Source organism: Planctomycetota bacterium (assembly GCA_039182125.1).
Classification (GTDB): Bacteria; Planctomycetota; Phycisphaerae; order Tepidisphaerales; family Tepidisphaeraceae; genus JBCDCH01.
The window spans coordinates 1-21,476 of sequence record JBCDCH010000007.1 but is presented as its reverse complement, the minus strand read 5'-3'; the positions used below and the strand labels follow the sequence as shown (position 1 = coordinate 21,476).

The window sequence follows — 21,476 nt, the reverse complement described above, 5'->3', positions numbered from 1 at the left end:
TTTTCCGCCGATCACGGGGCCGGTGGGATTTCCTTTTTGGTCATGGCTTCCCACATGCCGCCGATGCTCTCGGTGGCGGCGTGGCCGTCCCAGAACAGGGCGTTGGTGCCACGAGCAAAAACGTCGGTGCGACCCACATCTTTGTGGCGGGTCTGGTCGATCAGGTAGTCATAGCCGCCGGCCTGCGGGGTCCACGGGTACCAGTCCCAATCCCAGTTCCATTCGGTGTCGTAGCCGGGCACGCCCACGATGTGGGTTACCGCGTCGGTCACGAGCGGGAAGTCCGAGTTGGCGTCGGTGGACTTGGGGATCGTCCCGCGGTTGAGGCTGCCGGTGATGTAGTAGTACTGCGTGTCGGAACGGTCTTGCAGTGCATCGACAATGCCAACACCCGCGCGGCCGGCCTTGAACCACTCCGGGCCGTAGTAAACCATCCCGTAGCCGGGACGACGCGGGTCGTAGAACGTGCTGTCGCGGTAGTTCTGCCATTCGGTGCAACCCCAGACGACGGAGTTGTCGCGGGCTTCTTCGATCTGTTGGATGATCGGAATCAGGTTCCCGGCATCATCGGTCTTGGTCGGGTCGATGTCGACGCTGGTGAGGTACTCGATGATCAGGTCGGCCCAGCGACGCTGCTCGTCGTTGCCCACGCCGTCACCGATGGGTAAGCGGGTGTTGCCTTCTTCCCACACGGCCGGCGGTAGCTTCTGCTCGAAGTCGAGGGCGTAAAACTGATAGGCGTTGCCGATCTCACGCAGGGCCGCGAGACATTTAACCGTGTTGGCCGATCGCCTTGCGCTTTGGAGGGACGGCAGCAGGATACTGATCAGCAGCGCGATGATGCCGATGACGACGAGCAACTCGACGAGGGTGAACCCTCTCGTGTTACGGCGAGAAATTCGAGGCATGACGATCTCCGGTTCGGGGAGGGGGAAGTAATGCGCCGGCCCGCGCCCTCCTTCTCGATCGTGCCGACGCCCACGACAGGTGGGTGCGTCGGCGGCATCAGGGGGGCCGGCTTCCTACAGATTGTCGGCCAAGCCTCGCACCGTTCGCGAGATCGGCCAAAGCCGCACGTCGACCGTCAGGTCGGCGTGTGACGAAAACAGGGGTTACTTCCGACGGCGGATCAGGCCGAGGCCCGCCGCGCTGAGCAGGCCGAGGCTGGCCGGCTCGGGAATGGCAGCACCGACGAAGGTGATGTCCAACTGGTAGTCCAGGGCCGCGCCGAACTCGGCGAGGTTGAAGACGTACGTGCCGGGGCCGAGCGACGACGGCAGGGCAACGTCGGTTCCCAAAACCTGGGTACCGAGCAGTTCGCCGGTCACAAACTCGTCTCGCAGAGTGACAAGACCGAGGTCACTGCCGTCGAGGTCGACGTCCATGCTCGTGGTATTGTCCTGTGAGTACTCGGCGAGGATGATCGAATCGACCGACTCGCCGGCACCGATGGTGAACGTGAACACGTCGCGTCCCTCGGCTCCGCCGATGGTGCCGCTGATCGTGCTCAAGCCGTCAACCAGCACGACCGGGGTTGGCGCGCCGGCGTCGTTGGAGAAATCACCATCGACCGCTTCGTCATAAACGATGGCGGCGGACGCGACGGTGGAAATGCCAAAAACCGCAGCTGCAGCCGCGCTGAAAATACACTTACGCATGGTTCCCTCCCAGGGGAATGTGAGACGCACCAAATCAGTGGTACGACCGTGATTAACCCGGCGGAAGCCGGTTCTCGTTTCCTCGAACGCCCAATGCGTCCGAAATGCCATTCGGGCGGCTCGGGAGGGTGAGCCGTTGTTCCCCAAATCATATAACGATTTCGCGGAGCCGCAAGCGAATTTGTCGCAGCCCCGGCCGATACCATGCGGCGCGCATGCCGGTCACGCCCCCGATCCAACTGCCCATCGACACGCATTTACCGGCGTTGGCGGCCACTGTCGGGGCCTCGTGCGTGTTGGTGCTCGCCGCCGAGCCGGGGGCGGGTAAGACCACACGCTTACCGCCGGCGTTGCTGGATGTGACGATTGGACAGGTGCTGTGCCTTCAGCCGCGACGAGTCGCGGCACGGGCTGCGGCACAGCGGGTCGCCGATGAAAACGGTTGGCAACTCGGTCGCGAAGTCGGCTATCACGTCCGCTTCGATCGCGTCAGCTCCGACCAGACTCGGTTGCTGTTCCTGACCGAAGCCCTGCTCACGCGCCGGCTCATCGCCGACCCGCTGCTCGACGGCGTCGGCTGCGTGATCCTCGACGAGTTTCACGAACGCTCGATCCACGCGGACCTGGCTTTGGCGATGCTCAAGGAGGTGCGGGCGGCGCGGCCGGACCTGGCGGTGGTGGTGATGAGCGCGACGCTCGACGCGGGGCCGGTGGCCGAGTTCATCGACGCGGGCGCACCGGTGACGGTCGGCGGGCGGGTGTTTCCGGTTGACGTGGTGCATCGACCGCCGGCAGCGTTGGACCTTTCGCCCGACGGGTTTGCCGATGCCGTCGCGCATGGTTGGGACGCCGTGCCCGACGACGGCGATGTGTTGATTTTTCTCCCCGGTGCGGCGGAGATCGACGCGACGTTGCGGCGGCAGCACTTGCCGGAATGGGACAAACGCCCGCTGCACGGATCGCTGCCGTTTGACGAGCAGCAGGCCGCGCTGCGGCCGAGCGAACGGCGGCGGGTGATCTGCGCGACGAACATCGCCGAGACGTCGCTGACCGTGCCGGGGGTGCGGTGCGTGATCGACACCGGCTGGGCCCGCCAAGCCCGCTTCGACCCGCAGCGCGGCATGGACAAGCTCGAACTCGCCCGCATCAGCCACGCCTCGGCGACCCAACGCGCCGGCCGTGCCGGTCGCACCGAGGCCGGCGTTTGCGTTCGGCTCTGGCGGCAGTCGGAAAACAGCGCCCGGCCCAAGTTCGACGCGCCCGAGGTCCACCGCGTCGACCTCGCCGATGGCCTGCTCGCGGTACACGGGTGGGGGACCGACGGGGCTGGGTTTGGGTGGTTCGATCGGCCGAAAGCGGAGATGCTCGGACATGCCGAGGGGTTGCTCGAACTGCTGGGCGCGACCCGAAGCGGTCGGCTCACCGACATCGGCGAGCGGCTTCGGGAGATACCCGTCCATCCGCGCTTGGGTCGGCTCCTGATCGAAGGCGGCGAAGACGCGGTGGCGGTGGCCGCGTTGCTCAGTGAGAAGCCGATCGGCCGCGGCATGACGCTCGGCGCCCGGCTTCGAGACTTGCAGCAATCACGCGATCCCGCCGCCGAACGTGTGCGGCGAACGATGCGGCAACTACACCGTTTTGCCGGCAAGTCGCAGACCGTGCCGCTGGCAACGCTGGCCCTGCTCGCGTTCCCCGATCGGCTTTGCCGGATGCGGGACGAGCTGCGTGGCGTGATGCCGGACGGGCGCGGCGTGAAGCTCGCCGAGCCGCTTGCGGGCGCGCCGGAGTTTCTTGTGGCCTTGGACGTGCGGCACGACACACGCAGCCGCGCTGCCGAGGCGACGGTGACACTGGCCGAGCCGGTGGCGCTGGACCTGTTGTACGAGACGTTCGGTGACCGCATCCGCGTGAGTAATGCCGCGGTGTTCGACGCTGAGCGCGGCAAGGTCATCGGCGTCCGGCGGACGACGCTCGGTGACCTCGTGCTCCGCGAGGACACCGGCGTGACCGTCGATGACACGGTCGTGGGGGAGGCGTTGTTCGAGGCGTTGCGGCCCGACGCTGCCGGCATCGTTGAGCGCGAGGCCGGCGATTTGTGGCAACGCGTGACCGCCGCTGCCGGCGCGCTGCCGGAACACGACTGGCCGACGCTCGACGCGGAAACGGTGCTGCGGATCGCGTGTGCCGGCAAGCGTTCGGTCTCGGCGTTGGACGTGCGCGGCGCGTTGACGGGGATGCTGGAGTGGCCGTTGCCGCGCGTGCTGGAAGAGGCGGCCCCGACGCATGTGGAGGTGCCGACCGGCAGCCGGATCAAGCTCGACTGGTCCAACGATCCGCCGATCCTCGCGGTGCGGCTGCAGGAGTTGTTCGGGCTTACAAAAACGCCGGCGGTGATGAACGGCCGTTTGCCGGTGCTCGTGCATTTGCTGGGTCCCAACTACCGCCCGGTGCAGGTGACCGACGATCTCGCGAGCTTCTGGGCCAACACCTACCCGCAGGTCCGCAAGGATCTCAAGGCCCGCTACCCCAAGCATAGCTGGCCCGAGGACCCGCTAACAGCCGTGCCGATGCGCGGGACGAAGCGGCAAAATGCCCGTAAATAACTGACGGACTTGTACTTCCGCGAAGTCGGCCGGAGCTGGCAAATTAGGGCTAGGCGGGAACACGCCGAATGGGTAGAGTAACTGTTACATGGCAAGTAGCCGCTGTGCGACTGTCGATCGCGGAGGGCGTTGGGCAGTCGGAACCATTCTGGTTCATGCGTGAGGAGAGGGCACGACGTTCGAGCCATCCTTCGGGCCGTTTTTCGGCTTCGGCACGGGATTTCATACCCGAGGCCAACGGATGTGCCGAGCAAGGGTTTCTCTACTTTTCTGCATTGTTCACGCCCGTCGGCGTTCGTCGGCCGGCATTCATTCACACGTCGGCCGATCGGCCGACTCGAGGAGTTTCGAGATGATGAAGTCCATCCTTACCGTCGCTGTCTGCAGCGCGTTCGTCACCGCCGCCGCCCACGGCCAGTTCATGGAACTAACCACCAATGGCGGCTTCGAGACCGGTGACACCTCCGGTTGGGACGAGTTCCCGACCGCCGGGTCCACGTTCAACATCACGAGTGACGCGAACTCCGGCAGCTTTGCCGCCGAGTTGTTCAACGACACACCCGCCTCGGGCGCCGTCGTCAAACAGGCCAATCTGGCCGAAGGAAGCGCCGCTCCTGGCGATGTACTCGACGTCTCCTTCGCGCTCAAGGGCGAGGGAGCCTCGGGCGGTGTTGCCATCGCGGAAGTGATCTTCGAGATCGCTGGCGGGGGCGCTTCGGGTAATGTGATTCTCGGCGGTGGCCCGCTCACGCTCGACCCGCTCGACTACACCGAGTTCAGCTTCCCGGTGACGATTCCCGATGGCCAGGACGTCAGCGGCGGCGTGACGCTGCAGTTCGTGGCCGCGACGGGTGGCGATGCTGGCAGCGTGTCGGTGCTGTTCATCGATGATGCTTCGGTGTCCGTTCCTGAGCCGGCGAGCTTGGGCCTGCTCGGTATCGCGGGTCTGGGTCTGGTTCGCCGTCGTCGCCCCTGAGCGACATGGTTCAACCTTGATTTTCTTCGACGGCGGCGTGCTTCGGCATGCCGCCGTTGCTGATTGCGCCAGGACACTGGCACGCCCGGTAACTGCGTCCCATAACGCGAAAACGGTGTTTTCGGACGTGTCTTGTTCAAGCGTTGCGGCCGTGAACGTCGATGGATTTGCGGCACGACCTGTCGAATTGGACGTTGAGTTGGCTCAGTGTTTCCAGGTTCGTGCGACGTGTTGCGGCCGCCGGAGGCGATCGCGGTTCGGGGATCGATCGATTCTCGGGCCTGACAACCGAAGCATTTCGCCGCGTCGTCCCGGAGGGGTGAGAGCGGTTGCGGGATCGGCGGGTGTAGTTGCCCGCCACCGCGTGCGGTGATGGAACAGCGCCACACCGCCGGCCACGGATCGGCCGAGGAACTTATCGAACCTTACCGGCACCTTCTCGCCGGACCATGGAAGGAACATTCGCATGACGCGGATCAACACCAACGTCTCGTCGCTGCTCGCCCAGCGCACTTTGCGGAACAACCAGCAGGACCTCAACACCTCCCTGACGCGCTTGAGCACGGGCCTGCAGATCAACACCGGCGCGGATGATCCGGCCGGGCTGATCGCGTCCGAAAACCTCCGTGCCGAGAAGTCCGGCATCTTGCAGGCCATCGACAACGGCGAACGTGCGTCCAACATCATCGGTACCGCCGAGGGCGGTCTCAGCGAAGTCTCGACGTTGCTCAACGAGCTCCAGGCGCTCGTGTCGCAATCGGCCAACCCCGGCGGCCTCTCCAGGGAAGAGATCGACGCGAACCAACTCCAAATCGACTCGATCCTCCAGACCGTCAACCGGCTCTCTAGTGCGACCAGCTTCCAGGGACAGAAGCTGCTCGACGGCACCTACGACTACACCACCTCGTCGGCCGACGCGTCGGCGGTGGTCAACGTCCGTGTCAATGCCGCCCGCATCCCCGACGGTGGTAAGAACAACGTCGTGGTCGAAGTGACCAACTCCGCCACGCAGGGTGTGCTCTCCAATGCGTTCACCTCCTCGGCCCTGTCCAACACCGCCGTCATCGAGGTCAAGGGCACCGAAGGCGTCGAGCAGTTGGCGTTCGGTTCGGGTACGGCGCTTTCCGCGGTCGTTGCCGCGGTCAACGCCGTCACCGTCTCCACCGGCGTCACCGCCTCGGTCGGCTCGGTTCCGAACAAGATCATCCTCCGTTCCGAGGAGTACGGCGGCGACGAAGTCGTCAGTGCCAAGACCATCAGCGGCACATTCTTCGACGCCCAGGATCAGGGCACCGACGCTGTCGTTCAGGTCAACGGTGCGACCGCCACGACCGACGGTCTCGACGTGACCTTCCGCAACAGCAACCTCGATCTGGAGTTCCGTCTCACCGAGGATCTCAACGCCGGCAACAACAAGACCTTCGCCGTCACCGGCGGTGGGGCGACGTTCGCGCTCGGCAGCAAGGTGACCGAGACCGACAAGGCGGCCGTCGGCTTGCAGTCGGTTTCGAGCGGCTCGCTCGGTAACGACGTCGACGGCTTCCTCTCGAGCCTCTCCTCCGGCGGTGCCAACCAGATCACGAGCGACAACCTCGTCCGTGCTCAACGCATCATCGACGAGTCCATCAAACAGGTCAGCCAGCTTCGCGGGCGACTCGGTGCGTTCCAGCGGTTCACGATCGGCAGCACGATCAACTCGCTGGGCGTTGCCTACGAGAACAGCAGCGCGGCCGAGTCGGCGATCCGCGACACGGACTTCGCCGAAGCCACGGCAAAGCTCACCCGTCAGCAGATCTTGAGCCAGTCGAGCACCAACGTGCTCGCCCAGGCCAACCAGACGCCACAGCTCGCGCTGCAGTTGCTGGGTAACTAAGGCTGAGAAACTTCGCAACCGCACCCCGGTACACGCAATTGTGCCGGGGCGTTTTGCTATGCCGACTTCGGCTCACGCACGGTTAGCAGGATCAGCAATCCCGCGAGCAGGAAAGGCAGCACCGCGAACACGCCGAACCGCGCGCCCAGCGCCGCCGACAGCACGACGTACAGCAACGGCCCGAACACCGACACGGCCTTGCTACCGATCGCGTACAGTCCGAACGCTTCGTTGCGAATCTCTTCCGGCGCGAGTTGAGCCATCAACGCCCGGCTCGACGACTGCACCCCGCCGAGCACCACGCCGATCACGCACGCCATCGCGGTGAACTGCATCGGCGTCGTGATGAAGAACATCAACGATGACCCGACGCACCACACGACCAGCGTCGTCACGATCACCGGCTTGTTGCCGACCCGGTCGGAGATGAACCCCGCCCCGAGCGCGCCGAGGAACGCGACCAACTGCACGATTAGAAACATCCGCACCAACTCGCCCTCGCTCATGCCGATCACGTCGGAGCCGAACGCGGGGGAGAGATTGATGATCGTCTCGGTGCCGTTGGAGTAGAGCAGGAACGCCGCGAGGAACACGAACAGCACGCGGTACTTGCGGACTTCGTGGAAGGTCTCCCACACGCGTCCGAACCCGTCGGCGATGATCGACTTCTTGCCGCAGTCGCGCGTGGCGGGGACGCTGGGCATGAGCAGGTACGCCGGCGTTGCGAGCACCAGCCACCACACCCCGCCGAACGCCCAGGAGTACGGCTTGGGCAGGTACAGGACGGCCAACAGCATCCCGCCGGCCCCGCCGATGTAGCCGACGGCGAAGCCGATCCCGCTGAGCAGGCCCTGCTTGTCCGGCGGCGCGAGTTGCGGCAGATACGCGTTGTAAAACTGGTTCGCCAGCCCGAAGCACACGAATCCCACGACGTAGATCACCGCGCCCGCCAGCCAACTCTGCTCCCCGAGCAGCGCGAGGCACAAACCGACCAATCCGCCCGTGACGCCGAAGCCGACGAACAGCCGACGCTGCCAGCCCCGCGCGTCGGCCAGTGCCCCGAGCACCGGCGCGCACAGCACGACGATCGCCGCGACGATCGCCGCCAACAGCGCGACCACGCCGCTGCCGGGCAACATGATTCCGAACGCCTCCAGCCCCCGCGCGATCCGGTCCGCCTCCCCCTGCGGCCAGCCCGGCTGCTGCGGCAACATCGCATCCGTAAACGCCGACACGAACACCGGTCCGAGCACGATCAACCCAAACCCGGAGTTCGCCGCGTCGTAAAGGACCCAAGCGATTTGTCGAAGCAGGGTCCGGTTCACGCCGCACGACGGTAGTGAACACGTCCCGGGCTACAAGGTCTGAACTTGCTTCTCCGCGTGGTAGCTGCTGCGGACAAGGGGGCCGGACTCGACGTGGCAGAAGCCTTTGGCTTCGCCGATCTGTTTCCAACGGTCGAACTCCTCCGGCGTGACCCAGCGGTCGACCGGGAGGTGGCGGGGCGTTGGTTGGAGGTACTGGCCGAGCGTGAGGATGTCGCAGCCGACGGCGAGCAGGTCGTCCATGGCCGGTTCGATCTCGTGCTCCTCCTCGCCGATGCCGAGCATGATGCCGGTCTTGGTCACGAGCCCGGCGTCCTTGCAGATCTGCAGAAGCTTGAGGCTGCGGTGGTACTTCGCCTGCGGGCGGACCCAGCGGTATTGGCTGGGAACGGTTTCCATGTTGTGGTTGAGGATGTCCGGCCGCGCGTCGATCACGAGCTGCAGCGCGTCCCAGTTGCCCTCGAAGTCGGGGATGAGCACCTCGACGCTCGTCCCCGGCGACTGCCGGCGACACTCGCGGATCGTCTCGGCCCAAATCCCCGCACCGCCGTCGGGCAGCTCGTCGCGGTTCACGCTCGTGATGACGACGTGGCCCAGCGACATCGTCGCGACCGCCTCGCCGACACGCCGCGGCTCGTCGGGGTCGTCCCACGTCGGCCGGCCGGTCTTGATGTGGCAGAACCCGCAACTGCGCGTGCAGGTGTCGCCGAGGATCATCAGCGTCGCCGTCCCCGCGTTCCAGCACTCGCCGATGTTCGGGCATTTGGCCTCGGAGCAGACGGTGTGCAGGTTGTTCTCCTGCACGAGCTTGCGCATCTTCCCGAACCGCTCCCCGGCCGGCATCTTCATCTTCAACCAGGACGGCTTGGACCGCCCGACGCCATCGCGCACGTCACCGACCGGCAACGTCGCCCCGCCAAAGCAACCGCCCGTCGCTTCCTTGTGCCGCTTCTGTTCGAGTACCTGCAGTGCGAGGCCCATGGGCAAATGATACGCCGCCCGATGAAGGCGACACGGGTAGCCTCGCGCCGGGCGGCCTCATCGTCGCCCAGGCTCTGAGCATGACCCTGCAAGTGAACTACCTCAAGCTCAACTCGCTGGCGAACTGGCGAAGGCCAACGCCTCTTCCGCATGGCTCCTATCCACCAATACTTCACATCCCCAAAGCTCGGTTGGACGGAAACGCAAGTCATCAGATTCTGGCTCACCGCCGCGATGTTGGCAGCGCTGGCTGTGGCAACGGCGAAATTGCGGAAACGACTTTCATTACCGTTTGACACACTTTTGCAAGTAGGTAGATTTTCCAACAATGATTGAATCACTTGAGCAGCGTCGTTTCCTCTCTGCAACTGCACTTATTGCACCGGCTTTGACCCACGTTTTAACCATGCAGCCACCAGGTGTTGGCGCAGCGCATGAAGGTATGGAGCAGGAGCGCCTTGCAGAGATAGAAGAATGGGCACTTGAGCAATTTGGTAAAATTAAGGATTTGCTCACAGGAATCGGCGACGGATCGGATCAAGCAAATAACGAGGCAGGCTGGCTATCGAGGGCAATCGTTGATGCTGTGAAAGGTGAGCGTGTTGGCGGAGACCAACTGCCCGGAAATATGGGGAATTACACTGGAGGTAACCAATGTGGTGATTGGCAGGCAATCATCGGCAATGCAATCGTGGAAGTCCTTCCGCCGTTTAACGAGAGCAAATTCAAGGTTTACATGGTCCAAGCCTTTGACGCAGATGGAGACGAACACAACTGGATTGAGATTGACGGCCAAAATGGAACCGTAGTTGTTGACCCATGGCCAAATGGCGGTACTGGGGAGATTAATGACACGTCTGTTTGGAATCAGTTCACGTTCAACAAATCTAGAACTCGCATTCTGACAGACCCTCAATCCAGCGACAGTGGCGAAAACCTACCACCAATCATTGAGTAAGCCCGGCGTGCAATAGTGAAAACCACGCTATCCATCATCGTTCTGATTCTGGCGATCATTGTCGCCATTGCTGTAGTTGTTCTTGGGCCTCTGCCCGGCAACACGGCGAATCATAATTTCTCTGGCGAAAAAGAGGCGGCGATAGCTTTCGAAAAGGAAAAAGAAGCATTCGAAAGAATGAGTGGCATGCTATATGTCGAGCTAAGCTCTGGCGACACAGGGGGACCAGGTCGCATTGATGTCGATCTTGCCAGGGAACGTTTTGGTGTTGAGTATGCGCGTGGAGAAGACGTGAGTGAATTGATTCCGCACATCTTCCCCAATGGCCAATATACCTTTCTTCCCATAGACGCGCCAGATATTTTCATCCGGAGCAACACAACTTATGAAACTGCATCGGGTAAGAAGCGTTTCGCTCTTCGGCTTGATGGTGCGGTTCTCAACCTCGCAGAACCGGATAGACCATATTGGGCAGTACCGGAAACTAGGGCAGATTAGACAAGGAAATTTTGGACAATAACTGGGGACTCCAGGGTTGTTTGTCACCCTGTCGGGTGCTATTGCGACAATGTGGTGGCACCGGTTCGTTCTGCGGCGGTCGGTGTAGCGGGGCTGGTTGGGGGCGTTAATCCTCGTGCCCTGGGATGAAACCGCTGGGCGCGAAGCCGCCGTTGGCGCGGAGGCCGGCGTCGAGGGGGGTGTAGAGCTCGATGCTGATGCCGCTGAAGGGGACGGGCGAGTCTTTCACCAGCGGCTCGCCGTCGAAGATCATCGTCGCCACCGCCAGCACCGGCACGTCGTCCGGCACGTTCGCCATCGGCTCGCGGTCTTCCTCGCCAACATCGGGCGTGGGGATTGCGGCACGCATGCGCACATGGACCGGGTGGTGGTACCAGGCCAGCGCCGCTTCCTTGTTCTCGAACCAGGCGAAGATGCACGCCTTGCCGCTCGAGAGATTGGCTGCGTCGGCGTCGAGACAGCCGGGCGTGCTTTTCAATCCATCGACCAGCATCTGGCCCATGTTCGGCCGCTGCTGCTCCTGGGCACCGAGCGAGACGAACAGGATCAGCGCCCCGAGGACGGCGACGGACGGCAAGAGTTTGAGGTTCATCCCGTGTTTGTACCAGAACCGGCCGGGGCCGTGCGGGGTTTCATCAGCCGGCGGAGCGTGGCGAGCAGTTCGTCGGGGGCGATCGGTTTGGTGAGATGTTCGTCGAAGCCGGCGGCGCGGCTGGCGCGGAGGTCTTCCTCGTTGCCGTGGCCGCTGAAAGCGACGGCGATCGGGCGGGGCCGGTCTTCGTTGTCGACGGTCTCGCGGATGAAGTCGTGGGCCGTGCCGTCGGGCAGGTCGATGTCGGAGAGCAGCAAGTCGGCGTGTTCTCCTGTAGCGGCCATCTCCGCGAGGGCCGCGCGGGCATCGGCGAGTGAGTGGGCCAACCGGACCGCGAAGCCCGAGCGCCGCAGAAACTTCCCGAGCACCGCCGCGGTGTCGGCGTGATCCTCGATGAGCAGCACACGTCCTTGAAGCACCTGCTCGTTGGAACGGTTGTCGGCACCGGTGTCGGAGACGGGTTCGGGGACGGGCAGGTCGACGGTGAAGGTCGAGCCGGTGTCGGGCCCGTCGGACTCGGCGGTGATGGTGCCGCCGTGGAGTTCGACGATCGCGCGGGCGACGGCGAGTCCGAGTCCGAGGCCTGGGTTGAGCGCGTTGGCGTGGTTGCCTTGTTCGAAGTTGCCGAAGATCCGGCCGATGAGTTCCGGTTCGAGCCCGACGCCCGTGTCCTCGACGCTGAGCACGACGCGGTCGCCATGGCGAGTGCAGCGGATGTCGATCCGCCCGCCGGTGGGGGTGAACTTCACGGCGTTCTTGAGCAGGTTCCACGCGACCTGCTCGAGGCGTGTCCGGTCGGCGTGGACCTTGCCGACGTTGTCGGCGACGTCGAGTTGGACGCGGATGCGTTTGGCGGCCGCATCCTCGGCGCAGATCGCCACGGCTTCGCGGAGGAGCTTGACGAGTTCGAAGGTTTCCCGGCGGAGTTTGAGCTTACCGCTGACGGCGCGGTTCAGGTCGAGCAGGTCGTCGATGAGTCGGGCTTCGAGTTCGATGTTGCGGCGGATGGTTTCGAGATCGCCGCGAACGTCCTCGGGCAGACGGTCGTCCATGCTCAGCACGGCCGCGGCGGTGAGCGCGGGGGTCAGCGGCGTGCGCAGCTCGTGGGAAAGCTGCGCGAGGAAGCGGTCCTTGGCGGCGCTGGCGAGCTCGGCGTCGCGAGTGGTTTCGCGGAGGCGGTCGTCCTCGGCGCGGCGGGCGGTGGCGTCGTAGAGGCTGGCGATGGAGTGAGTCGCGTTGCCCTGGGCATCGCGGACGATGGTGCCGGTCGCCTGGATCCAGATGACCGAGCCGTCCTTGCGGACGCAGCGTTGCTCATGGTCGAACTCGTCGGGGCCGAACCGCGCGACGTGCCGAAGCCGGTCGGCCACCATGTCACGTTCCTCCGGGTGCCAGAGAACAGAGATCGGCTGGCCGAGCAGTTCGGCGCGGCTGTAGCCGAACATCGCGCAGATGCGACTGTTGAGTTCGGAGATGCGTTGGCTGGGCAGCCGGGTGACGGTGACGCCGACGGTGGAGCGCTCGAAGACCGCCCGGAGGTGGCGCTCCTTGACGGCGAGTTCGCGTTGGGCCTCCTCGCGTTCGGTGACGTCGGCAAGGCTGCCTTCCATGAACAACGGCTCGCCGCGCTGGTCCTTGAGCACGACCGCGTCGATCCGCACCCAGCAGTGTGATCCGTCGAGTCGGACAAGCTTGGCTTCGAAGTCGGCGACGCGGCCCTCCTCGCGGAGCTTCATCAGGAGCGTCGCCTGGTTGTCGAAATGACTCAGGCGTTGCACGAGGTTCAGCGGCGCGGGTACCTCGCCGTCGGTCGGCATGGCGAGCATGGTGCCAAGTGCCGGGTTGGCGTCGAGCAGGTTGCCGTGCAGGTCGGTGCGGAACAGGCCGATCGGCACGGACGCGAACGTGTGTCGCCAGCGGTCGTCGTCGGTGCGCAGGGTCTGCAGCAGGGCGTCGAGGTCGGCCTGCTCGCGGACGGTGGCGTTGTGGTGTCGGCGCTGACGCACGACGGCCTCGACGGTCGCGGGCAGCCGTTGTTCGCCGCCGGGGGATTTGAGCAGGAAGTCGTCGGCCCCGTCCTTCATCAGCCGGGCGGCGGTTTCTTCGCTGACGCCGCCGCTGTAGAGCACCACGGCCGTCGCCGGCCAACGGTCGCGTACCAGCCGCAGCACCTCCGACGCGTCGGTCCAGGCGAGCCGTGCGTCCGTGATGATGCAGTCGGCCGGATCGCCGACGAGCGCTTCCTCGAACGCCGCCGGGTCTCCCACCGACTTCAGATCAATCTGCCCGAACGGCAGCGACGCCTCCAGCGACGCAGCGACCAGTGAACGCTGGTCGGCGTCGTCATCCAAAAGCAACAGTCGGCATGTGTCCGGAGCCATGGCTCACTCACCGTTGCGGAACCCCCTCGGCGTGGGCCGCCGAGCGTGCGACGGCCAGCGAGCAAGTTACCACGATGACGCAAGGCTTCAATATCACGCGGGTTTCAGAAGTAGGTTGCCCTCACGGGGTAGAGCGTCGATCGCCTCGGGCGTGGGCAGCTCACGCAGTCGGCCGCCGATCCACCAGCAGCGGTACGACGCGTTTGCCTCGTGGACCACGCGCAACAGATCCCCGGGCGCGTGTCCGGCGGCGCGGCAGGCCTCGTGGTTCGCCTCCACCACCAGCACCGGCGGGCGCTCGCCGCCTAGCAGCCCGCTCATCCCCCGAAGTGCGGCGAGTTCCGCGCCCTCGACGTCGAGCTTAATCACGTCGGCGTGGTCGACGGTTTCATCGAGGCGGACGGCGTCGACTTCGGTGGTGGTGCCGCCGCCGGCGAGTTCGGCGAGGACGCTGGTTTGGCCGTGGTTGAGGTTACCGTCGTCGGGCGGGTGGTGGAGCGTGAGCGTGGTCGCCGTGTCGGAGAGGGCGGCGGCGTGGACGGTGGCTTGGAGATCGTTCGCCGTGAGGTTGGCGTCGAGCCGTTGTCGGTTGGCCGGGTCTGGTTCGAAGGCATGCACGGTCGCACCGAGCTTGGCGGCATGGAGCGTGAAGTAGCCGAGGTTGGCACCGCCATCGACGAACGTGTCACCCGGGCGGATGTGATCGCGCAGCACCCGCAGAGTGTCGAGTTCGTACAGCCCGAACGCCATCGCGACATCGGGGTACGTCGCCAGGTCCGTGTCGATGGAAAGCCCGTGCGGATTGGTGCGGCGGCCCTGCCACTGATCGCGGGGCCAAGCCCGGCGGGCGAGTCGGCAGAGCCGAAAGCCGCCGCGCTGAGTCGGGGCGATCTTCCCGTAAAGCCCCATCGCCGACATGACAAGCCCACGCATGGATGAACTTTACCTTAAGTAGGCGTGCTAATCTTGTTCAACACTCCGCCGGTTCCAGTCGACGGAATCGGCAGTTCCGCCGAGCTGTGTCGCTATTCGCTGGGCGATGATGCCGAGCAATGTCCGGCGGTCGAAGCCGGCCACGCCAATGCGGTGAGGGTGGCTTGTTTCCATTTCAAACACAATGTCAGCGATCTCATCCGCGGTGAGTTTGTTGTCTTCAGTCAATGCCGTCTCGACCAGACTGCGGAGTTGCAGCAGGTAACCGCGGACGCCGCCGATCAGTTTGCTAGCCGGCCCTGACGCGCCGTGGCCGGGATGCAATGTGGTTGCGTCCGGAAACCGCCGTTCCAACTCGTCGAGCTGCGCTAACCAACCGTCAAGGCTCTCGAATGGGACCGGAATCACGCCGTTGCTGATCATGTCGCCGACGAATAGGTCGCCGGTATCGGGGCGATAGAGCACAAGATGATCCTCTGCCTCGCCAGGGCCGAAGGTTGCCACGTCGAACTCAGTCCCGCCTAACTCGAGCCGGTCGCCATCGGTAACAGCATGTGTGGGCCTGGCGGCAGTGAGTTGGTCTTGGGTGGGAAACCGTTCGCCATGTCGTTCGCGACGCATGGCGTTGAAGCCACGATTATCTTCAGTGATACCGGCGGTCGTGGTTGCGGTAGCGATGCGGGACGCATCGGGGAACGCCTCGGCGAGTGTGGGTAGGCCACCGTAGTGGTCGGTGTGCCCATGGCTGACGACGATTGCCACCACTTTCTGGTCGCCGACAAGTCGCACCACGCGCTTGGCCTCAGTGTTGAGTCGTTGGGCGTCGAAAATCACGATGCCGTCGGGCACTGCAATAAGGTGCGTGTTGACCGTGTCTACGTCGAGCGCTGGTGATGCGTAGGTTGTAACGGTTCCGGCACTTGTCGGGGAACCGATTAGTAGGACTAAGAGCAAACCAACGGCTGCAGTGCAGGTTTTGCGAACCATATTCAACTCTACGAAGATGAGTCCCTGTGGGTCGCAGGAAAAGCTGTGTTTCACCGTCTATGCGAGCGGCATTTCGTCGATCAGAACACGGGTGGTGTCGGTGTCGCGGTAGGTAAACAGCAGTGTGTCGCCGAAGACGGTGGTTGCGATGTACCGGCCGGCGGTTTCGGCGACGGCTACGCGGCCGAAGCTGCCGTCGGGCTTTTCGGTCGCGAGGTCCAACCGGTCCTGTCGGCGGTCGTAGAACAGGATGTTGGCCATGCCGTCGGCGTCGAAGTGCAACTGCGTGTACAGCCCGACCGGGCCCTTGGATTGGAGTCGGGTGGTCGACCAAAGGCCATCGGCTCGCTCGGCGAACTTCAGGTCGGCCGGGTGGGCGTCGTAATAGCTGATGTGCGGGCGATCCCCGTGGTACTCGAGGTCGATGAACGCCACGCCGCCGATGGTGTCGGGGTCGACAATGGTGATCTGCCAAGCGCCGTCGGACAGCTCCTCGGCGATGCGGAGTTGGCCGGTGGTGGAGTGGTCGTAGGCAATGGCGAGTGTTCCGTCGGGCGTGATCTCCAAATCGCCGGACCGGCCCGTGTCGTTTTCCTCGTCGATGATCGTGCCGACCCAGGTGCCGGCGTCGGGGCCATCGGCCGGTCGGCGGAAGAGCCGCAGGTCGCCGTCCTGTTTGCGGTAGTAGCTGATCGCGGCGGTGTCGTCGGCTTCAAAGACCAGCGACGGGTAAAGCCCGGTGCTGCCCTTGAACTCGAGCGTCTCGCTGGACCAGGTACCGTCCCGCATGCTGGCGAACTTCAGGTCGCCGTTGAGCCCGTCGTAGTAAGCGATGCTCGGCCGACCGAAGCTGTCGAGCGCGAGCGAAACGTAGTGACCCTGCTCGGGGGTCACGTCGTCGATCTGGACCGGCGTCGACCACATGCCGCTAACCGACTGCGTCGCGTACCGCAGCGTGCGGAGTCCGCTGTCGAACCAGGCGTAGTGCAACACGCCCGCGTCGTCGACGACCAAGTCATTCTCGTTACCAAACTTGCCGATCTCCGGTTCGAGCAGTGCCTGATCTCCCGCGGCACGGAGGTTCGCCGTGGTCAGCAGATCGAACATGTCGAGCTGGGCGAACTCGAGACCGGTGGTCGGGCCGAACTCGTCGTCACCGTCGACATTGCGGTCGCCCGCCGCACGGATGAGCGAGTGGAAGTCGTCCACGCCGGCGGCCGGGTCGAGCTGCTTGAACAGCGGGAACAGGCCGGCGAGGAAGGGCGTGGAGAAGCTGGTGCCGTTGACCAACGCGTAGCCGCCGCCGACGGCAAGGCTGGGCACGTCGACGCTGGGTGCGAGGACGTCTAGCAGGTCGCCGCGTTCGACGGAATCGGGGATGACGCCGAAGCGATCGACGCCGCCGACGCTGAGCACGTCGGGGTGGGCGGCGGGGAAGTCGATGCCGGGATTGACGTTGCCGGCACCGTCGGCGATGCCGCTGTTGCCGCTGGCCGCGACGACCAAAACACCGGCTTCGGCCAGCGCGGTCAACTCGTCACCGTACCGGCTGTCGCTGTGGGCCTGATTGAAGTGGCCCGCTCCCAGCGAGAGGTTCACCGCCGAGATGTTGAACGCTTCGCGATTGGCCAGCACCCATTGGAGTGCCTCCTCCATCCGGGCGGCGGTGACCGGCTCGTCGTCGCCGTTGACTCGCAGCGCGATCAGGTCGGCCTGGGGGGCGATGCCACGCATCTTCCGACCGTCGACCATGAACTCGTCGGCCCCGATGATCCCGGCGACCGCGGTGCCGTGGCCGTTGGTGTCGAGCGGGTCGGCGTCGTCGTCGACGAAGTCCCAGCCGCCCACGACCTTAAAGCCCTCGCCGAAGCCGCCGCCCAGATCCGGGTGCATGTAGTCGATGCCCGAGTCAATGATTGCGACGGCATGGCCGGCACCGAGGATGACCGGCACCGACGGTGGGGCAGGATCGTCAACGGGATCATCGCCGCCGTCGCCGCCGGGGTCATCGCCTCCTACGGGGCCGGTACCACCCGTCCCGTCGCCGTCCGAGCCATCGCCAGACGAGCCATCGCCAGTTCCGTCGTCACCCGTGACCCCTTCGGGTTGGCCGCTGGTGTCTTCGCCGCCGCCATCGTCGTTGGGCCCCTGACTCGGAAGCACGTCCGGCTCCTGCATCGCGACCCATTCATCGAGTCGGATCAGTTCCGCCACATCAACCCAGGCAGGGGCGGGCGGATCGTCCGGCGGGTCGGCGGGCAAGTCGCCGTTGAGCAGCCGACGACCTTCCAGGGTTTCGATTCTTGGCGCAGCAACGAGTGCAGCCCGGCCGATGGGGGATCGGGTATGGCTGACAGGCGACGGGGCGGGGCGGCGAGCCTCGGATTGTGCCGCGTGGGCGGCGAGATGATGAGCCTTCATGGCATTGCCGACCCTCCGGGCCGGCGTTGGTGGCAGGTCATCGACAAAGGCATGCCGACGACATCGCGCTTGCATTTTCAGCGGGCCAACCGTTCATGCCGCGTGACCGCCATTGCGACGGTCGGGTCAGCACTTTTGTGGCCTTCGCGGGCGATCGGCACGGCGGGAACTGATCAGGATCCCGGCTTCTCGTCCACGCCCGGTCACGGAGGTCCTTACTCCGTGCCGCGCTGCTCGTCTCGGTGCGGCTTTCCGCTGGAGGTGTTACGCAACACCTCGGGTCGCGGATTTGCAAAACCAACACCGGCCGTCCTGAAAACCGCAAAAACCTCCACACAACCCCCACAGGTTGCAGACGGCGGCAACCTTCCGGGATGATGATAAGCATTCGTCCCGTTACAAGTGTCGGAATAAACCCGGAAATTCCCGGAATTCTTCTTTTCTTTTCCTTCCCAGACCGGCGGCGTCGGGATGCGAGTTCATGCGGTCGGCAGGCGTGTTTCGAGCCAGACCGCATGGCCGTCCGGCTTGACCGTCAAATCGTCGCGGTCGTGGGGCAGGATGACGACGTCGCCACGCTTGAACCGTTCCCTGCCGAGCGTCGCACTGCCTTCGGTGCAGAGCAGCACCGCGAAGCCGGGTTCGACGGGTGTCGAAGTCGATGCCGCCCGGCGATGGACCGTGAACTGCGGCGCGTCGACGACCACCCCGCTGGCCCCCATCGAGTGAACGTCCGACGGCTTGGGCGGGTTCGGATCGTCGAAGTCGATGCACGCCAGCGCCGGCTCGATGTGCAACTCCCGTTGCTCGCCGGTCGAGGGATCGACGCGGTTGAAGTCGAACACCCGGTAGGTCGTGTCCGACGGCGTCTGCACCTCGGCCACGAGCATGCCCGCACCTAGCGCATGGACCGTCCCGCTGGGCAGATAATGCGTGACGCCCACTTCCGCGGGGACGGCCCGGAGCAGCTCCTCGACCGTGCCGGCCTCGAGGGCGCTGCGGAACTGATCCGCTGTTACGCCATCGCCCAACCCGGCCAGCAGCCGCGCGTTCGGCTCGTGCTGCAGGATCGTCCAGCATTCGTTCTTGAGGTGGGCCCCCTCATGCGCAGCGGCGTAGGCGTCGTCGGGATGGACCTGCACCGACAGATCCTCACGGGCATCGAGGAACTTGATGAGCAACGGGAACTGCGGCCCGTGCTCGGTCTGGACCGCCTCGTGGGAGCCGAGCAACTCTTCCGGGTTCTCGCACAACAGGTCGTGCAGGGTCATGTCGGTGCCGCGGACCTTTGCCGACACCCATTGGTCGTCCTCGATCACCCCCGGCGGAAAGTCGTACACCTCCCACGACTCGCCGATGGTCCCCTCGGGCAACTCCCGCCCCAGCACCTCGGCCAGCTTCCGCCCGCCCCACATTTTCTCAATCGGTCGTGACTGTAATCGAATCGGCTGCATGTTCCTAGCGTAGAATCCAACTCGCTGTAGACAAGGAACAAGGCGTTCCTGTTATCTGATTGGAGCGACAAACAGGAACGCCTTGTATTCACCTGGTTGTGTGCTAGAAACACCAGCCCACGCCAGCTTTCATAAATGTTTCGCCGCCTTCGGCCTCTGGGTCCATGCTGCCGTAGACTTTGAAATGCATGTTGTCGGTAGCCTGCCATTTAAATCCGATTTCGTATCCATCAAATATAGCCAAGCCGTTGTCGACGCGAAGTCCCACAGAGCCCCAAACTGAAAGATTGCTTTCGCCTGGAAAAAAGTTTACCTCAAAGCCTACATCCACAGTCGAGGCAAGCGGATCAGATAAATCGAAGTTATCATATCCAAAAGTCGGCCTAATTTCACTGTCTTCCAGGTACCTTGGTTCGGTATAACTCGGGAAATTCACCGTATCTAACTCTGGGGCGAAACTCATCCACGGCTCCTGAGGAAGGTAGAGAATGCCGCTCTCGTCGACTTCGGATGCTTTCTCTAAGAGCCATGTGGCCAATCTGGTCGGAGCCTCATTCACGGCCTCAACAATAAATGAAGGCGTTCCGGCTGGCAGTGCTTCTGCTAGATTGGCGCCGAGTTCGGTAAGGGGGTCGTCTTCCTCATCATCGTCGTTTCCCGACCCGTCGTTGGGTGTCAGACTGAGTAAAGCGGCGTCAGGGGCCGAGTCGAATAGACTCGCCAAAATAGTTGGGATAGAGTTGATGTTGTCAAGTTCCGGGACCGCTGGTACTTGATCCGCGCCGCCAGAAGCATTGCTGGTAATTTCGGCTGCTTCGATTTCGTTTATGACGTATGTGGAAAAGTGTTGCGCGTCTGCCACAATGAGGAAATCGTCGCCTGTTCCGCCATCAAATGCCTCGTTTGCATCCGATGACCAAATTTCATCATCCCCTCCATTAGCATTAACTGTGTCAGTTCCCGGTCCTCCCCAGATTATGTCATCGCCATCGGTGCCGGTGATAACGTCGTCGCCGACTGTACCGTAGAAACGGCCAGAGCCATCAAGGTTACCCCAGAGCAGACCGGAGGTTCTGTCTTGTTTGCGCTTGGCGAGCAATACGTCGTCGTGGTCGACAACCCCGTCGCCGGTGACGTCGCCGTCTGCCCAGCCGGCTTTGGTTAGGCCGTTGGTGTAGTTTTTCCACATAATATCAATGCCATCGGCATCGCGGTCGTGATCGAAGTCCAGATCGCCGTAGGGGATCGACGCCAATCCCCAGACCCAGTGATCGACATCTTTCTGGTCGATAACGCCGTTGTTGCCGTAGAGGTCAAACTGTTCTTGATAGATCCCGGCGCGTTCGGCGTCGAGAAGGATGTCGATGTCGGGGGCGTTGAGGACGCCGTCGTTGTTGAAGTCGCCAACGATCAAACCACCGCGGTCGGGAGGTGGGACGTGTGGCTTGCGAGTAGGGTCCGCTTCCCCTTCACCAACACCTACGCCTCCACCGAGGTCAGTAGTACCGGAGAGTGCGGCGATGGCAGGCCCGGAAGTTCCCTGGGCGTGTGCGGTGGTGCCGCCGGGATCGGCCGGAAAAATTGTGTCCGGCCGGTTGTCGAAACGAGCAACACTTAACTCTTGTCTACCGAGAACAGGGCCGACCGCTTGTAAGAGTCGGTCGATCTTTATGTTAATCGAATCGGCGGAAAGAATCGTATCCTGCGGTTCCACAAACCCGGTTGTACCGGACAAGAGTTTGCGTGGTTCGAGAGACTCGACCATGTTGGGAGAGCGCATAACACATCTTTCTGGCCCAAGGCCAAAAGCGTAAT

General features: G+C 63.8%; 16 protein-coding genes and 1 pseudogene. 6 read left to right on the top strand and 11 right to left on the bottom strand.

Going from position 1 to position 21,476, the window contains the following annotated elements; translation table 11 throughout:
* Positions 1–11: 11 nt before the first annotated feature.
* Together AAGD32_03020 and AAGD32_03015 are read right to left on the bottom strand one after the other, a co-directional pair.
* Positions 12–908 carry a prepilin-type N-terminal cleavage/methylation domain-containing protein gene (locus AAGD32_03020; protein ID MEM8873209.1) on the bottom strand — a complete coding sequence of 299 codons (897 nt, stop codon included), beginning with the start codon at positions 906–908 and terminating at the stop codon, positions 12–14.
* Positions 909–1,112: 204 nt separating this feature from the next.
* Complete coding sequence (locus AAGD32_03015; protein MEM8873208.1) at positions 1,113–1,658, bottom strand: PEP-CTERM sorting domain-containing protein; 546 nt, start codon at positions 1,656–1,658, stop codon at positions 1,113–1,115.
* A gap of 215 nt (positions 1,659–1,873) precedes the next feature.
* On the opposite strand from AAGD32_03015, the gene hrpB reads away from it, so the two are divergent.
* The 3 genes from hrpB to AAGD32_03000 all read left to right on the top strand — a co-directional run bounded on the left by hrpB (position 1,874) and on the right by AAGD32_03000 (position 7,110).
* Positions 1,874–4,261: an ATP-dependent helicase HrpB gene (hrpB, locus tag AAGD32_03010; GenBank protein MEM8873207.1), complete on the top strand. Its 2,388-nt coding sequence runs from the start codon at positions 1,874–1,876 to the stop codon at positions 4,259–4,261.
* A 355-nt stretch (positions 4,262–4,616) separates the two neighbouring features.
* A complete protein-coding gene (locus tag AAGD32_03005) occupies positions 4,617–5,237 on the top strand; it encodes a PEP-CTERM sorting domain-containing protein (protein ID MEM8873206.1) in 621 nt (206 codons plus the stop codon).
* Positions 5,238–5,703: 466 nt separating this feature from the next.
* Positions 5,704–7,110: a flagellin gene (locus tag AAGD32_03000; GenBank protein MEM8873205.1), complete on the top strand. Its 1,407-nt coding sequence runs from the start codon at positions 5,704–5,706 to the stop codon at positions 7,108–7,110.
* Between the two features lie 56 nt (positions 7,111–7,166).
* Here the strand turns inward: AAGD32_03000 and AAGD32_02995 are convergent, their stop codons facing one another.
* Positions 7,167–8,435, bottom strand: coding sequence for an MFS transporter (locus AAGD32_02995; protein ID MEM8873204.1), 1,269 nt, complete (start codon positions 8,433–8,435; stop codon positions 7,167–7,169).
* Positions 8,436–8,465: 30 nt separating this feature from the next.
* Positions 8,466–9,416 (bottom strand): lipoyl synthase, encoded by a 951-nt coding sequence (gene lipA / locus AAGD32_02990; protein MEM8873203.1) that lies wholly within the window; start codon positions 9,414–9,416, stop codon positions 8,466–8,468.
* A gap of 132 nt (positions 9,417–9,548) precedes the next feature.
* On the opposite strand from lipA, the pseudogene mraY reads away from it, so the two are divergent.
* The 3 genes and pseudogenes from mraY (at position 9,549) to AAGD32_02975 (ending at position 10,872) form a co-directional block, all read left to right on the top strand.
* A pseudogene (mraY, locus tag AAGD32_02985) lies at positions 9,549–9,689 on the top strand (phospho-N-acetylmuramoyl-pentapeptide-transferase).
* A 55-nt stretch (positions 9,690–9,744) separates the two neighbouring features.
* The gene (locus tag AAGD32_02980) at positions 9,745–10,374 is read left to right on the top strand and encodes a hypothetical protein (GenBank protein ID MEM8873202.1); all 630 of its coding nucleotides are present in this window, start codon (positions 9,745–9,747) and stop codon (positions 10,372–10,374) included.
* A gap of 15 nt (positions 10,375–10,389) precedes the next feature.
* Complete coding sequence (locus AAGD32_02975) at positions 10,390–10,872, top strand: hypothetical protein (GenBank protein ID MEM8873201.1); 483 nt, start codon at positions 10,390–10,392, stop codon at positions 10,870–10,872.
* A gap of 127 nt (positions 10,873–10,999) precedes the next feature.
* Here AAGD32_02975 and AAGD32_02970 read toward each other — a convergent pair whose 3' ends face one another.
* The 7 genes from AAGD32_02970 to AAGD32_02940 form a co-directional block, all read right to left on the bottom strand.
* Entirely contained in the window at positions 11,000–11,485 is a 486-nt protein-coding gene (locus AAGD32_02970; GenBank protein ID MEM8873200.1) for a hypothetical protein, read from the bottom strand.
* Positions 11,482–13,866 (bottom strand): PAS domain S-box protein, encoded by a 2,385-nt coding sequence (locus AAGD32_02965; protein ID MEM8873199.1) that lies wholly within the window; start codon positions 13,864–13,866, stop codon positions 11,482–11,484. The genes AAGD32_02970 and AAGD32_02965 overlap by 4 nt, the downstream gene beginning before the upstream one ends.
* Positions 13,867–13,959: 93 nt before the next feature.
* A complete protein-coding gene (locus tag AAGD32_02960) occupies positions 13,960–14,799 on the bottom strand; it encodes an FkbM family methyltransferase (protein ID MEM8873198.1) in 840 nt (279 codons plus the stop codon).
* 27 nt (positions 14,800–14,826) lie between these two features.
* Positions 14,827–15,786 (bottom strand): MBL fold metallo-hydrolase, encoded by a 960-nt coding sequence (locus AAGD32_02955; GenBank protein MEM8873197.1) that lies wholly within the window; start codon positions 15,784–15,786, stop codon positions 14,827–14,829.
* A 57-nt stretch (positions 15,787–15,843) separates the two neighbouring features.
* A complete protein-coding gene (locus AAGD32_02950; GenBank protein ID MEM8873196.1) occupies positions 15,844–18,207 on the bottom strand; it encodes a S8 family serine peptidase in 2,364 nt (787 codons plus the stop codon).
* 479 nt (positions 18,208–18,686) lie between these two features.
* The gene (locus AAGD32_02945; protein ID MEM8873195.1) at positions 18,687–19,661 is read right to left on the bottom strand and encodes a type I phosphomannose isomerase catalytic subunit; all 975 of its coding nucleotides are present in this window, start codon (positions 19,659–19,661) and stop codon (positions 18,687–18,689) included.
* 103 nt (positions 19,662–19,764) lie between these two features.
* The coding region (locus tag AAGD32_02940) for a hypothetical protein (GenBank protein MEM8873194.1) at positions 19,765–21,476 on the bottom strand (1,712 nt) is incomplete at its 5' end.